This window comes from Clostridia bacterium (genome assembly GCA_024653205.1).
GTDB lineage: Bacteria > Bacillota > DSM-521 > Neomoorellales > SLTJ01 > JANLFO01.
This window is the reverse complement of the sequence record JANLFO010000005.1, coordinates 71,645-85,569: the sequence shown is the minus strand read 5'-3', so window position 1 is coordinate 85,569 and position 13,925 is coordinate 71,645. Positions and strand designations below refer to the sequence as shown.

Below are 13,925 nucleotides of genomic sequence, written 5' to 3'. Positions count from 1 at the left end.
CCGCCGGCGGTCCTGGTTTCCCCTCGTACCGGTCGCTTAGCCGGCCGAACTAGGGCTCGAGCTTCGGGCTCCGGCGGGCTCCCCGCTTAGGCGCCTTCCATGGCGCCGGCGCGGCTCCGGCCATCCATGGCCTCCGGCCCGCCTTCACCCTCGCTCTCGCCGAGTTCGGTGCCCGGCACGCTTTAGGTACTCGGTGAAACCAGGACCGCCGGCGGAAAGCGGGGATAAGTCGAGCTAATATCGGGAGGCGAGAGTTGGGTATGGCCGGGAGAAGCCCGAGGATGACGGAAATCTTGGCGTAGGGGAGGAATGAAAAGTGGAAGCCTGCAAGTGCGAGGAGATTTGGAACCAGCTAGAGAGAATAATCGCCGCCCACCGGGGGCAGCCCTCGGCGCTCATTGAGGTGCTCCACCAGGCTCAGGACCTGATCGGGTATTTGCCCAAGCCGGTCCAGGTGGCCATTGCCGAGGGCCTGGGAGTCTCTTTAAGCGAGGTCTACAGCGTGGTATCCTTCTACGCCCGCTTTACGGTAAAGCCCAAGGGGAAGTACCAGGTGTCCGTGTGCAAGGGCACGGCCTGTTACGTTAAGGGCTCTCCGGAAATCCTGGAGCGGCTTTCCAGAGAACTGGGAATCAAGCCCGGCGACAGCACCGACGACGGCAAGTTTTCCCTGGACGTGGTGCGCTGCCTGGGCGCCTGCGGTTTGGGACCGGTGATGACCATAAACAACCGGGTGTACGGATTGCTCAAGCCGGAAACGGCGGTGGCGGTACTCCAGACCTACGACTGATGGACGAGTTGGCCCTGTACCTCTTAGAGCTGATGGAGAACTCGCTTACCGCGGGGGCCACGCGGCTGGAGCTGGAGATTGAGGAGGATCCCCAGGCCAACCTGCTGACGGTTCGGCTTAGGGATAACGGGCGGGGAATGACCCCGGAGGAGGTAAGCCGGGCCACCTCCGCCTTCTACACCACGCGGACTACCCGGCGGGTGGGGTTGGGTCTTTCCATGATCAAGGCTTTGGCCGAAGAGTGCGGCGGGAGTTTCGAGCTCGGTTCGGAACCGGAAAAGGGAACGGCGGTCGTATTTGCCGTGCCCCTGAATCACCTCGATTGCCCGCCGCTGGGGGACATGGGGGCTACGGTTGCCGCCTGCTTGAGCCGGGATCAACCGGTGGACCTGCTTTACCGGCACCGCCGGGGAGGGCAGGAGTTTTGCTTTTCCAGCCGTTGGCTTAAAGAGTTTCTGGGAGAAGTGCCCGTAAACCTGGCCCCGGTGCTGGCCTGGGTGAGGGGCTACGTTAACGCCGGCCTAGAGAAACTGGCGGGAGGGAAGGAAGTTGGTTAAATCGCTGGAGGATTTAAAGAGACTTAAGGAGGAAGCCCAGCAGTCGCTCGCCCTCAGAGAAGGGGGGGAAAAGGTAAAGGTAGTGGTGGGTATGGGCACCTGCGGCATTGCCGCCGGGGCGCGGGAGGTCATGGCCGCCATCCTGGATGAGCTGGAAAAGAGGCGCCTCACCAACGTGGCGGTCACCCAGACCGGCTGCATCGGTCTTTGCGCCCAGGAGCCGCTGGTAGACGTTTATCTCCCCGGCCGGCCGCGGGTTACTTACGGCAAGGTGAACGCCCAAAAGGCACGACAGATTGTTGCCCAGCACATCGTCAACGGCCTACCGGTGGCCGAGTGGATCATAAACCGTTAGGGGCCTGGGGAGGGACGGTCAGATGCAAATATATCGCGCCCACGTCTTGGTCTGTGCCGGCACCGGCTGCACGGCGGCGGGAAGTCAGGCCACGCGGGAGGCCCTGGTCCGGGAGGTAGCGGCCAGAGGGCTGGAGCGAGAGGTAAGGGTGGTGGAGACCGGGTGCTTCGGTTTCTGCCGCTTTGGTCCTAACATGATGATCTACCCGGAGGGCGTATTCTACTGCGGCGTCAAGCCCGAGGACGTGCCGGAGCTGGTAGAGGAGCACCTGGTCAAGGGCCGGGTGCTGCAGCGCCTGCTGTACCGCTGGCCGGAAACCGAGGTTACGGTGGCCGAACTGGAGGAGATCCCCTTCTTCCGGCACCAGCTGCGCATTGCCCTGAGGAACTGCGGGCTTATCAACCCCGAGGTCATCGACGAGTACATCGCCCGGGACGGCTACCTGGCCCTGGGCAGGGTGCTAACCGAAATGAAGCCGGAGGACGTCATAAACACCATCAAGAAGTCGGGCCTGCGGGGCCGCGGGGGCGGCGGGTTCCCCACGGGAGCCAAGTGGGACTTTGCCTACCGGGCGCCCGGCAAACCCAAGTACGTGGTCTGCAACGCCGACGAGGGCGACCCCGGCGCCTTCATGGACCGAAGCATCCTGGAGGGCGACCCCCACGCGGTGCTCGAGGGCATGGCCATTGCCGGCTACGCCATCGGCGCCAACCAGGGATACGTGTACGTCCGGGCGGAGTACCCCATTGCCGTGCGCCGGCTGCGCATCGCCATCGAGCAGGCCCGCGAGAAAGGCCTGCTGGGCCAGAACCTGTTCGGCACCGGCTTTGACTTCGATATCGACATCCGTCTCGGGGCGGGAGCCTTCGTCTGCGGAGAGGAGACGGCGCTTCTGGCCTCCATCGAGGGCCGGCGCGGCGAACCGCGTCCCCGGCCGCCCTTCCCGGCCCAGAAGGGGCTCTGGGGTCAGCCCACGATAATCAATAACGTGGAAACCATGGCCAACGTGCCCACCATCATCCGCAACGGGTGGGAATGGTTCGCCTCCATCGGCACGGAGAAGAGCAAGGGCACCAAGGTATTCGCCCTGGCGGGCAAGATCAACAACAACGGTCTGGTGGAGGTGCCCATGGGCACCAGTCTGGGCGAGGTCATCTACGACATCGGCGGCGGCATCCCCGGGGGCAAAAAGTTCAAGGCGGCCCAGACCGGCGGTCCCTCCGGGGGATGCATCCCGGCCGAGTACCTGAACGTGCCCATCGACTACGAATCCCTTACCGAGCTCGGCACCATCATGGGGTCCGGCGGTCTCATCATCATGGACGAGGACACCTGCATGGTGGACCTGGCCAAGTTTTTCCTGGACTTCGTCAAAGACGAGTCCTGCGGCAAGTGCACGCCCTGCCGCATAGGCACCACCCGCATGCTGGAGATCCTGGACCGGATCACCAGGGGTGAGGGACGGGAGGGCGACATCGAGCTCCTTGAGGAGATGGGCCAGCAGATCAAGGATGCCGCCCTCTGCGGCCTGGGACAGACCGCGCCCAACCCGGTATTGAGCACCATCCGCTACTTCCGGCACGAGTACGAGGCCCACATCCGCGACAAGCGCTGCCCGGCCTCGGTATGCGCGGCGCTTTTCACCTCCCCGTGCCAGAACACCTGCCCGGCCAACGTGGACGTGCCCATCTACGTGGACCTCATCCGGCAGCGCCGTTTTGCCGAGGCCTACGAGGTGGTGCGTCAGGAAAACCCCTTCCCGGTGGTGTGCGGCCGGGTGTGCCATCACCCCTGCGAGGGTAAGTGCAACCGGGGCAAGCTGGACCAGCCCATAGCCATTCGCGAGCTCAAGCGCTTTGCCGCCGACTACGCCCTCTCCCTCAACGGCCGGCGGCCTAAGCCCTCGCCCGCTCCGGCTAACGGCCACAAGGTGGCGGTAGTGGGCTCCGGTCCGGCGGGACTGACCGCAGCCTACTACCTGGCCCTGAAGGGCTACGCCGTGACCGTGTTCGAGGCCCTGCCGGTGGCGGGCGGCATGCTGGCGGTGGGCATTCCCGAATACCGGCTGCCCAAGAAGCAGCTGGCGGCGGAGATCGATACCATCGCCGAGGCCGGGGTGGAGATCCGCACCAACGCCGCCCTGGGCCGCGACTTCACCCTGGAGGACCTGCAGCAGCAGGGCTACGAGGCGGTATTCGTGGCCGTGGGCGCCCACCGGGACCAGAAGCTGGGCGTGCCGGGCGAGGAGCTGGAGGGAGTGTACTCCGGCATCACCTTCCTGCGGGAGCTCAACCTGGGCCGGCCGGTGGACGTGAAGGACAAGGTGGTGGCCGTGGTCGGCGGCGGAAACGTGGCCATGGACGCGGCGCGTTCGGCCCGTCGGCTGGGCGCCAAGGAAGTGCGCATCCTCTACCGCCGCACCCGGGACGAGATGCCCGCCCTGCGGGAGGAAGTGGAAGAGGCGGAGAAGGAAGGCATCATCCTGGACTGCCTCACCAACCCGGTGGAGATCTTGGGCGAGAACGGCCGGGTCCGGGCGGTAAAGTGCCGGCGGATGCGGCTGGGCGAGTTCGACCGTTCGGGCCGGCGCCGGCCGGTGCCGGTTGAGGGCTCGGACTACGTCCTGGAGGCCCAGGTGGTGGTGGCGGCCATCGGGCAGGCGGTGGACGAGGCCGGGCTGGCCGGAAAGGTCTCCTTCACCCGGGGCGGCACCATCGCCTGCGACGAGAAGACTCTGGCCACCGACCTGCCCGGCGTGTTTGCCGGCGGCGACTGCGTGAGCGGGCCGGCCACGGTGGTGGAGGCCATTGCCATGGGCAAGCGGGCGGCGTCGGCCATCGATAGTTACCTGGGCGGCGACGGCCGGGTGGTCCCGGTAGTACCGGTGGAGCGGCGGCGCACGGCGCCGGTAATCGAGGAGCGGACCGCCCGCGAGGAGGCCGCCAGCCTGCCGGTGGAGGAGCGCCTGCGCGGCTTTGCCGAGGTGGAGCTGGGCTACGACGAAGACCAGGCGTTGGCGGAGGCGGCGCGCTGCCTGCGCTGCGACGTGCGGGAGTAAGGCGAAGGATGGGGGGCAGACACATGGGCGACAAGGTAGCCTTGACCATTGACGGCCTGAGGGTGGAAGTGGAACCGGGCACTACCGTGCTCAAGGCGGCGCAGCTGGCGGGCATCCACATCCCCACCTTGTGCTATCTGGAAGGGATTAACGAGATCGGCGCCTGCCGCATATGCCTGGTGGAGATAGAGGGAGCGCGCAATCTTTCCGCCTCCTGCGTCACCCCGGTGAGCGAGGGAATGGTGGTGCGCACCAACACCCCGCGGGTGAGGGCGGCGCGGAGGTTCAACCTGGAACTGTTGCTTTCTAACCACAAGATGGAGTGCCCCACCTGCGTGCGCAACCTCAACTGCGAGCTGCAGGACCTGGCCCGCGCGCTGGGAGTGCGGGAGGTGCGCTTCGAGGGCGCGCGGGTAAGCTACCCGCCCGACACCTCTACTCCGGCCCTGGTGCGGGACCCGGAGAAGTGCATCCTGTGCCGCCGGTGCGTGGCGGTATGCGAGAAGGTCCAGGGCGTGCGGGCCATCGCTCCCCTGGAGCGCGGCTTTGAAGCCGTCATCGGGCCTGCCTTCCAGGCCCCGCTGATGGACGTGGCCTGCGTGCAGTGCGGGCAGTGCATCCTGGTGTGCCCGGTGGGCGCCCTCTACGAGAAGGACTATACCGAGGAGGTCTGGGCGGCGCTGGCCGACCCGGACAAGTTCGTGGTGGTGCAGACCGCGCCCGCCACCCGGGTCTCCATTGGGGAGGAGTTCGGCCTTTCTCCGGGCGCCATCAGCACCGGCAAGATGGTGGCCGCGCTGCGGCGCCTGGGCTTCGACCGGGTTTTCGATACCGACTTTGCCGCCGACCTCACCATCATGGAGGAAGGAAGCGAGTTCATCGAGCGCTTCAAGAAAGGAGAAAGGCTGCCGCTTCTGACCTCCTGCAGCCCGGGCTGGATCAAATTCATCGAGCACTTCTACCCCGAGCTTTTGCCCAATCTCTCCACCTGCAAGTCGCCGCAGCAGATGTTCGGGGCTATAGCCAAGACCTACTACGCCTCTAAGGTGGGAATAGATCCTTCCCGGATGGTAGTAGTCTCCATCATGCCCTGCACGGCCAAGAAGTTCGAGGCCCAGCGTCCGGAGATGCGCTCCAGCGGCTACCAAGACGTGGACTACGTTCTCACCGTCCGCGAGCTGGCGCGCATGATCCGGCAGGCGGGAATCGACTTCGCCCGCCTGCCTGAGGAGCAATACGACGACCCCCTGGGCGAATCCACCGGCGCGGCGGTGCTCTTCGGCGCTACCGGCGGCGTCATGGAAGCGGCGCTGCGCACGGCCTACGAACTGCTCACCGGCAAGGAACTGCCCACCCTGAGGTTCGAACCCGTGCGCGGGCTGGAGGGCATCAAGGAGGCGACGGTGGAGATAAACGGCACCCCGGTGCGGGTGGCGGTGGCCCACAGCCTGGGTTACGCCCGGCAGTTGCTAGAGCGGGTAAAGGCGGGCGAGCAATTCCACTTCATCGAGATAATGGCCTGCCCCGGCGGCTGCCTGGGCGGCGGCGGCCAGCCCATCCCCACCAATACCGAGATCCGGGCCCGGCGCATGGCCGGCATCTACACCGCCGACGAGCGCATGGTGATCCGCAAGTCGCACGAGAACCCGTCCGTCCAGGCCCTGTACCGGGAGTTCCTGGGCCGGCCCCTGGGCGAGAAGTCGCACCACCTGCTACACACCCACTACACGGCCCGGAGCAGGTACTAGAGGAGCCGGGAATCCCGGTTGCCCCGGCCGGCCGGGGAGGCCAGGTTAGAAGATTAGGCGTTGCCGTCCCCAGTTTCTGTCGGCAGGGCAAACTGGGATCCGCCAGATCGGACAGGACTTGACGCAGGAAGAGGCGGCAAACGAAAGGAACGGGCGCCGGTCGGGATCTGCCCCGGGCCGGCGCCCGCCTTCGCTTGTCCGGTCGTCAGGCACTTGTCCGGCCATCATTTCAGGGCTTGGGGTTATCACCGGTTGGTTCGGGCGGGCCGGGTTTCCGCTTTCGTCACCCTGCGGGCAAGAGTCGGAGCGGTGCTGGGTCTTACGGCGGGCTTTCGGTGCGGCCCGTGGCGCCATGAGGTCGGCGGCCCTCCTGAGTTCCGGGGCCCGCGGCGAACTCGCCTAGGTTCGGTGTTCTCGGTCCCTAAGGTGTGTCCGCCAGCGAGCTAGTCTAGTTCTCCGGCCAGGGCCGCCCGCACCTTCACCCCGGGCAGGCTGCCCAGCTTGCCGGTCATGGCGCCGATGGTGTCGCTGTCCCCGTCCACGATCAGGGCGATCACCGCCACCCCTCTTTCCCGGTAGGGCACGCCCAGCCGGCCCACGATGACGTCGGCGTAGCTGCTGAGAATGGAATTAACCTGAGGCGCCACTCTTTCTCGGTCGGTGATGATTATGGCCACCACCCCTATGCGTTTCTCCACTCTTCCTTCACCCCCTTTCCCCTTGCCGGGGGTAGATTGTACTCTTGCGGGTTCTGTCCGCGGGTATACCCGCCAGGGCGCGATGTTCTCCACCAGAGGGGAAACTTCCTGCCCGAGCTTAACAGGTGGGAGCGCCCGCCCGAGCCGGGTGCGCGGACCGCTGAGTTCGGGCCAAACCAGTGTGGGCGGGCCGGCGGGCAGGTAAGCATTGCCTGCATTGCTGTGAAAGTAGTACAATAGGGCCGGGGAGGGGAGGTAGAGTGGTTATGGTTGAAGACGAAACCAAGAAGCAAGTGGCTGCCGGCAGTGAGGAGCAAGGGTTCACCTTCCGCACCTCTTTTGACCCGTTTAATCTCATCATGCAACAGCTGGCCCGGTTAGATGATAAGCTGGGACGGTTGGACGAAAAGCTGGACGCCAGGATTGATAAGCTGGACGCCAGGATTGATAAGCTGGACGCGAAGATCGAAGACCTGCGCAAAGAAACCGACGCCAAGATACAGAGACTGGAGGCTCGGATCGACCGACTAGACGTTAAGACCGAGGCCCTGCACCAGGAGCTGCACAACACCACCCGCTGGATAATCGGTACTATCGTGGCCGTGGCCGGGGTGGCCGTAGGCCTGGCCTCCTGGCTGGTCCGGTGAACTTGGTGGCCTTTCCTCTTTAGACGGCCGACTCAACCACCTCTCGTAGCCGGCCACGCAGACGGACGTGACGCCGCACCTGACCAGCGCCGGCCGTTCTCGGCAGCCTGAGACCTGGCGCCCGTTCTTCCCTCGCCGTGGCCGAGCTCAGTTCCTGGCGAACTCCCAAAGGGCTGTACTCGTCCTTCCCCGGCCGGGGGCGTGGCCCGGGCCGCTGGCGATCCGGCGGCCCAAGGACAGTATCATTTCCTTTACCGCCAGGACCGCCTCCTCCACCTCCCGGTAGCCGCCGGCCTTGCCGGGGTAGATCTGGTAATAGTAGCGATAGGGAGCCGGAGTAATGTCCGGCATGATCACGTTGGCGCCGAAGCGCAGGCCTAAGCTGCGGCCCTGGGGGTGAACGGTGCCTAGGGCGGTGGTGGCCGGCAGGTGCGCGGTGGGAAGCAGGAGCCTGGCCACGGCCAGGACTTTCAGGGTGAGCTCCGGCGTGCCGCCGGCTTCACCCGCCAGGGGGGTTTGGGGATGGGGGATGAAGGGGCCGATGCCCGCCATCTCCACCTCTAGTTCCTTCAACAGCAGAAGGTCCTCGGCCAGGCTCACCAAGCTCTGTCCCGGGAGGCCCACCATGTTGCCCGAGCCCACCTGGTAGCCCAGCTCCCTTAGCCACGCCAGGCACTGCAGGCGGCGGCGGTAGCCGGTGCCCGGCCGCAGGCGGGCGAAGAGCTCCTGGTCGGCGGTCTCGTGCTTCAGAAGGTAGCGGTCCGCCCCGGCCTGCCGCCACAGGGCATAGTCCTCCCGGGACCGCTCGCCCAGGGAAAGGGTGACCGCCTGTACCCCTATCTCCCTTTTCAGACCGGCCACGATCTCGCCTATGACCGGCCCGCCGTAATGAAGGTCCTCTCCGGATTGCAGCACCACCGTGGGCAGCCCCAGCTCCACCGCCTTTTTGGCCACCGCCAGGATTTCCTCCGGCTCCATACGGTAGCGCGGCAGGTCGCGGTTGTCCCGCCGCAGGCCGCAGTAGAGACAGTTGCGGCGGCAGTAGTTGGAGAACTCGATAATGCCGCGCAGGTGCACCTCCGGACCCAGGTATTGCTCGCGCACCTCGTCTGCGGCGCGGCCCAGGGCCCTCATTTCCTCGCCCTCGGCGGACAGCAGAGCAACTATCTCCTCCCGGGTGAGGTCGTGGGTTTCCCGGGCTTTGGCCAGGGCGTCAAGAAACTCGCGGCGCATGCCGGCCTCCCGCTTCCCGTTCCGGCAGCCCCTGCTCCGCCGGCGGCCCGTCTTCGGTTTGGGTGCCCTCTTCCAGCAGGGCCTGTACCGCCGGAAAGGGGGAGAGCGCCCGCTTCAGTATGCCCTGCAGGTAGGCTATGATCACCCCGTAGTTCACCACCGGCACCCCGGCCTGGCGGGCCTGGAGCAGCCGGTAGAGCATTTCCCGGCGGTTGAGCATGCAGGCCCCGCAATGCACCACCAGCCGGTAGTTGGTCAGGTTCTCAGGCAGGGGTCCGCCGCCGGCCACCGTGTCTATGACCAGATCGCCGCCTACCCTCTGCTGCAGCCACCGGGGGATCTTTACCCGGCCGATGTCGTCCTCCAGCGGGTGATGGGTGCAGGCCTCGGCGACGAGTACGCGGTCGCCCGGTTTCAGGCGCTCTACCGCCATGGCCCCCTCTACCAGGGTGAGCAGGTCGCCCTTGTAGCGCGCGAACAGGATGGAGAAGGAGGTGAAGGGGATATCCGCCGGGGTATCCTCGGCCGCCTTGCGGAACACCGAGGAGTCGGTTACCACCAGCGCCGGCCGGGTGGTGAGGCCGGCCAGAACCCGCGGCAGTTCCCGCTCCTTGGCCATGACGGCCACGGCGTCGTGATCCAGCACGTCCCGGATCACCTGCTGCTGGGGCAGAATGAGGCGGCCCTTGGGCGCGGCCTTGTCGATGGGTATGACCAGCACCACTGCCTCCCCCGGCCGTATGAGGTCGCCCACGATGGTAGGCAGGGCCCAGTCCCTGGGCGCGTGCTGCACCAGGGTCATCTTCAGCTCATCTATACCCCGGCCCAGCCGGGCGCTGACCGCCACCCACGGGACATCGAGTTCCCGGCGCCAGGGCCGCTCGGCGGCCTCGGGAAAGAGGTCGGTCTTGTTGATCACCCCTACTACCGGCACCCCGGTCTGTCCCGCCCGCCGCACCACCTCGCGCTCGTACTCTCCCAGGCCCTGGCCCGGGTCTACCACCAGGACCGCCAGGTCGGTGCGGGTGAGCACCCTTAGGGTAGCCTTGATTCGCAGCTCGCCCAGCGGGCCGGTATCATCTAGGCCGGCGGTGTCGATGATCATCACCGGGCCAAGGGGATGCAGCTCCATGGCCTTGCCCACCGGGTCGGTGGTGGTGCCGGGCACCTCGGAGACGATGGCCACCTCCTGGCCGGTCAGGGCGTTGATAAGGCTGGACTTGCCCGCGTTGCGCCGGCCGAAGAGGGCAATATGGAACCTTTCTCCCCGTGGTGTAGCGTTGAGGCTCAACCGAATCACCTTCTCGCTTTAGAAGACCCTGCGGATTATGATCGGCGCCGGGCCCTGACTCATCCCCACCTTTCGGAGGGCAGTCCCGGTTTCCCCGAGTACCTAAAGCGTGCCGGTCGCTAAGCGACCGGTACGAGGATGAACCAGGACTGCCCCGGGGCTAATAGGGGATAAGTCAGTACTGGGCCGCGTTGGCCGACAAGCCCGATCGCCGACTGAGACTCAGAAGTACAGGTCGCGTTCACCCTGTCGGATGCGCTCCAGGCGTTCCTCGGTCTGCCGCCGCACCGTGGGGCTGGGGATGCTCTCCAGTTGCTCCGCCAGCATTCTCTCCCCCGCCTCCCGGGTGGCCGGAGAAGCGTAATCCAGGAGGTATTCTTCGAAGGTGAGGATGGCGTTGGGCTGGCACACGTTCTGGATCTGGCCGGTCTTGGCCAGAGCCATGAAGCGCTCGCCGGTGCGCCCGCGGCGGTAGCAGGCGGTGCAGTAGCTGGGCAGGAATCCCCGGCGGCAGAGGTCCAGGATCACCTCGTCCGGCGAACGGGTGTCCTCCAGCTCGAACTGCGGCGCCCGCTCTTCGGCCGCCTGGGCCCGGCGCCGAGAGTAGCCGCCCACGCCGGTGGAGGAGCCGGCGCTGAGCTGCGAGATGCCCAGACCGAAGAGTACGGACCTCAGCTCCGGGGACTCCCGGGTGGAGATGATCATGCCGGTGTAGGGCACGGCAAGGCGTATTACGGCCACTATCTTGAGGAAGTCCTCGTCCGGCACCAGGTGGGGGAAGTCCTCCAGCGAGACTCCCAGGGCGGGCCGCAGCCGGGGCACGGAGATGGTGTGCGGTCCCACGCCGAAGGTTTCCTCCAGGCTGCGGGCGTGGAAGAGCAAAGCCAGCACTTCGAACTTGTAATCGTAAAGGCCGAACAGCACCCCCAGACCCACGTCGTCCAGGCCCGCCTCCTGGGCGCGGTGCATGGCGGTGGTGTGCCACTCGTAATCGGACTTGGGCCCGGAAGGGTGCATGTAGGCGTAGGTGGCCCGGTGGTAGGTCTCCTGGAAAAGGATGTAGGTTCCGATCCCCGCCTTCTTCAGTTCTCGGTAGGCGTCCACGGTGGTGGCGGCAATGTTCACGTTCACCCGGCGGATGCTGCCCTGGTCCTGGGTGATGCGGTAGATGCGGCGGATGGTTTCCACCACGTAGTCCAGGGGGCAGTGCACCGGGTCCTCACCGGCCTCCACGGCCAGCCGCTTGTGACCCAGGGATTCCAGTATCCTTACCTCTTGCTCCAGTTCCTCCCAGCCCAGCCGGCGGCGGGGAAACCGATTGGAGCGGCGGTAGCCGCAGTAGCGGCAGTCGTTGACGCAGTAGTCGCTGATGTATAAGGGCGCGAAAAGCACCATGCGGCGGCCGTAGATCTTCTCCTTCACCTCCCGGGCCGCGGCAAAGGCCTGCTGCCAAACTCCCGGGTCCTCGGTCTGCAGCAGCACCGCCGCCTCGTAGGGCTCCAGGCCCCGGGCCCGGCGGGCTTTCTCCACTATTCGCTCTGCCTGCTCCGGCCCGGCTTGCGCGGCCTCGGCCAGCAACCCCTCGATTTTCGCCTCGTGGATAAAGTCGGCCCGGTAAGTACTCACGTTCTCACCCCCCGAAAACAAAGCGGCCGCCCGTCGGGATGGCACTACTTTCGACGAACGGCCTTGGCATGCCCGCCTGATTACCTCCCCCGGCTGCGGGCTTGAACCCCCAGCCGCAGTCTCTTTTCGCCCCCGGCCGGACAGGCCTTACCTCCCCGGTCGGGCCAGGAACGTATTCTTTTGTTCCGTATATATCATCCTCCAGAGCTTGCTTTCTGTCAAGCCTCTGGAGCCGGTGTTCTTCCACCTTAATCCTTACCGGCAGCCCCGGTCCCACCTGGTACCGATCGCCTTGCCGGTCGAGACGGCCTTGCTAAGGCCGCCGGCACCGCCGGCCCGGGAACCCGCCCGTGATGTGATGCCGGCGCGGTTCCGCCCGTCCCGCCGGCCGCCGCCCCTCATTGCTGCGGCCCCGCCCGGTTCGGTACCCGGCAAGGCTTGACGCACTCGATGAAACCGGGGTTGCCGGTTACGCGCTGCACTGCCCCGGCCCGGCACCGGGACGGCTACTTGGCGAAAGGTAGAACCCAGACAACCACCGCCAGGACAAAGCAAATGGCCAGGGATGAAAGCACAAAGGGCCCGCTCCATCCGAGGAACTCCTTAAAGTCCACCTTGCGCCCGTCTTCCTTTTCGGCCATGTTCACGGCCACGAAGAGCGCCGGGGCTCCGGCCACGGTGAGGTTGCTGCCCAGGGTTCCCGCCCACAGCAGGGCCCAGTAAAGGGGCCAGGGGTTTAGCTGGGTGGTGGCGGCCAGATCGCGAATCACGTAGAGCATGGTAAGGATGTAGGCATCGTGTTCGACGATGCCCACGATAGGGGCCGTGACCCAGTAGAGCAGGGTTGTCCCCAGCAAGAGGCTCTGGTGCAGGTAGGGAACGAGGGCGTCGGCAATAGCTTTGATAATGCCCGCGTGCTCCAGCCCGCCCACCAGGGCAAACAGGGCGGCGTAAAAGAAGATGGCGTCCCACTGCAGCTCGGCCAGGAGTTCCTCCAGGCTGGGAACATTAAGATGCCAGAGCTTTCGCAACACTTCCAGCATCAGCATTAAGGCCACCGCCCCCACCAGGGCCAGGAACCCGAGCCGATACCCGGTCAAATGGCGCAGGCTCATGAGCACGATGGTGCCGGCAAAGGCACCGCAAACCAGAAGGCCGAACCGCTTGTCCATGGGCTGGGATTCAGTTTCCTCCGACGTGCTTTCCGATACGGGCAGGGCTCCCACGTCCGCGGTGGCGGCAGCTTCCGCCCGCCCGGCATACTGACGCCGGAAACGGCGGTAGAAGATCGCCACGACTATCAGATAGGTAATGGTGAGGATTATGAACGAAGAAGGCCGGCCGGAGTGCCACACGAACCCGCCGAACTCAATGCCGCTCACGCTGTGCAGCATCTGCGGCGGCAGGTCGCCCAGGAGCAGGGCCGTGCCCATGAAGTTCGCGCAAAGGCCGACGAACAGCAGGGGACCGAAGGTCTTGAATTTGAACTGCCGGGCGATGTGGAAGAGCACAGGGGCCATCATCAGCACGACTACGACGTTATCGACGAACATGGAAATGAAACCGGAGAGCGTGCCCAGCAGGGTGACGAACACGGCCACGTTACCCCGGGAAAAGGCCAGAACCTTTGCCGCAAGAAACTCAGGGATGCCCGTTTTGCCGAAATAAGTAGCGATGATCCATACGCTCACCAGGATGGCGATAACGTTCCAGTCTATGAAACCGAACGCCTGGAGATCGCTCATCACACCGGCGAGTACCATAGCTACTACACCCAAGAGGGCGGCCACCACGCTGTTGATAACCCGGGTCACCACCAGGGCGATAGCTACCAGGAAGGTTGCCACCGCCGCTACCTGGACAGACGCCATAAATCTCGCCTCTCTCCTGAAATGTGGTGTCGCTTCCGCGCTGACAAACTC

General features: G+C 65.5%; 11 protein-coding genes. 6 read left to right on the top strand and 5 right to left on the bottom strand.

Translation table 11 applies throughout. From position 1 onward, the window contains the following. The first annotated feature begins 316 nt into the window (after positions 1 to 316). The 5 genes from NUV99_04030 to NUV99_04010 are packed head-to-tail and all read left to right on the top strand — an operon-like array spanning position 317 to position 6,508. Positions 317 to 790: an NAD(P)H-dependent oxidoreductase subunit E gene (locus tag NUV99_04030; protein ID MCR4419295.1), complete on the top strand. Its 474-nt coding sequence runs from the start codon at positions 317 to 319 to the stop codon at positions 788 to 790. Continuing rightward, positions 790 to 1,347 carry an ATP-binding protein gene (locus NUV99_04025; protein ID MCR4419294.1) on the top strand — a complete coding sequence of 186 codons (558 nt, stop codon included), beginning with the start codon at positions 790 to 792 and terminating at the stop codon, positions 1,345 to 1,347. Before NUV99_04030 ends, NUV99_04025 begins: the two co-directional genes overlap by 1 nt. Continuing rightward, a complete protein-coding gene (locus NUV99_04020) occupies positions 1,340 to 1,702 on the top strand; it encodes a (2Fe-2S) ferredoxin domain-containing protein (protein MCR4419293.1) in 363 nt (120 codons plus the stop codon). Before NUV99_04025 ends, NUV99_04020 begins: the two co-directional genes overlap by 8 nt. Before the next feature lie 22 nt (positions 1,703 to 1,724). Next, positions 1,725 to 4,760, top strand: a complete 3,036-nt coding sequence (gene nuoF, locus NUV99_04015) for an NADH-quinone oxidoreductase subunit NuoF (protein MCR4419292.1) — start codon at positions 1,725 to 1,727, stop codon at positions 4,758 to 4,760. A 23-nt stretch (positions 4,761 to 4,783) separates the two neighbouring features. Then, on the top strand, positions 4,784 to 6,508 hold the full coding sequence (locus NUV99_04010) for an NADH-dependent [FeFe] hydrogenase, group A6 (protein MCR4419291.1): 1,725 nt from the start codon (positions 4,784 to 4,786) through the stop codon (positions 6,506 to 6,508). 443 nt (positions 6,509 to 6,951) lie between these two features. On the opposite strand, the gene NUV99_04005 is transcribed toward NUV99_04010, so the two are convergent. Next, positions 6,952 to 7,206, bottom strand: a complete 255-nt coding sequence (locus NUV99_04005) for an iron-only hydrogenase system regulator (GenBank protein ID MCR4419290.1) — start codon at positions 7,204 to 7,206, stop codon at positions 6,952 to 6,954. Between the two features lie 260 nt (positions 7,207 to 7,466). Between NUV99_04005 and NUV99_04000 the strand changes: the two genes are divergently transcribed. Beyond that, positions 7,467 to 7,853, top strand: a complete 387-nt coding sequence (locus NUV99_04000) for a hypothetical protein (GenBank protein ID MCR4419289.1) — start codon at positions 7,467 to 7,469, stop codon at positions 7,851 to 7,853. A 147-nt stretch (positions 7,854 to 8,000) separates the two neighbouring features. Here NUV99_04000 and hydE read toward each other — a convergent pair whose 3' ends face one another. The 4 genes from hydE to NUV99_03980 all read right to left on the bottom strand — a co-directional run bounded on the left by hydE (position 8,001) and on the right by NUV99_03980 (position 13,874). Continuing rightward, positions 8,001 to 9,086, bottom strand: a complete 1,086-nt coding sequence (gene hydE, locus NUV99_03995) for a [FeFe] hydrogenase H-cluster radical SAM maturase HydE (protein MCR4419288.1) — start codon at positions 9,084 to 9,086, stop codon at positions 8,001 to 8,003. Next, positions 9,067 to 10,377 carry a [FeFe] hydrogenase H-cluster maturation GTPase HydF gene (gene hydF / locus NUV99_03990; GenBank protein ID MCR4419287.1) on the bottom strand — a complete coding sequence of 437 codons (1,311 nt, stop codon included), beginning with the start codon at positions 10,375 to 10,377 and terminating at the stop codon, positions 9,067 to 9,069. Before hydF ends, hydE begins: the two co-directional genes overlap by 20 nt. Positions 10,378 to 10,599: 222 nt before the next feature. Further along, positions 10,600 to 12,003, bottom strand: coding sequence for a [FeFe] hydrogenase H-cluster radical SAM maturase HydG (hydG, locus tag NUV99_03985; GenBank protein MCR4419286.1), 1,404 nt, complete (start codon positions 12,001 to 12,003; stop codon positions 10,600 to 10,602). A 506-nt stretch (positions 12,004 to 12,509) separates the two neighbouring features. Then, complete coding sequence (locus NUV99_03980) at positions 12,510 to 13,874, bottom strand: SLC13 family permease (protein MCR4419285.1); 1,365 nt, start codon at positions 13,872 to 13,874, stop codon at positions 12,510 to 12,512. Between the last annotated feature and the right edge of the window lie 51 nt (positions 13,875 to 13,925).

Excerpts from the sequence above, each read along its gene's own strand:
- NUV99_04025 (MCR4419294.1), top strand. The coding sequence starts at position 790 with ATGGACGAGTTGGCCCTGTACCTCTTAGAGCTGATGGAGAACTCGCTT.
- nuoF (MCR4419292.1), top strand. The coding sequence starts at position 1,725 with ATGCAAATATATCGCGCCCACGTCTTGGTCTGTGCCGGCACCGGCTGC.
- NUV99_04010 (MCR4419291.1), top strand. The coding sequence starts at position 4,784 with ATGGGCGACAAGGTAGCCTTGACCATTGACGGCCTGAGGGTGGAAGTG.
- hydE (MCR4419288.1), bottom strand. The coding sequence starts at position 9,086 with ATGCGCCGCGAGTTTCTTGACGCCCTGGCCAAAGCCCGGGAAACCCAC.
- NUV99_03980 (MCR4419285.1), bottom strand. The coding sequence starts at position 13,874 with ATGGCGTCTGTCCAGGTAGCGGCGGTGGCAACCTTCCTGGTAGCTATC.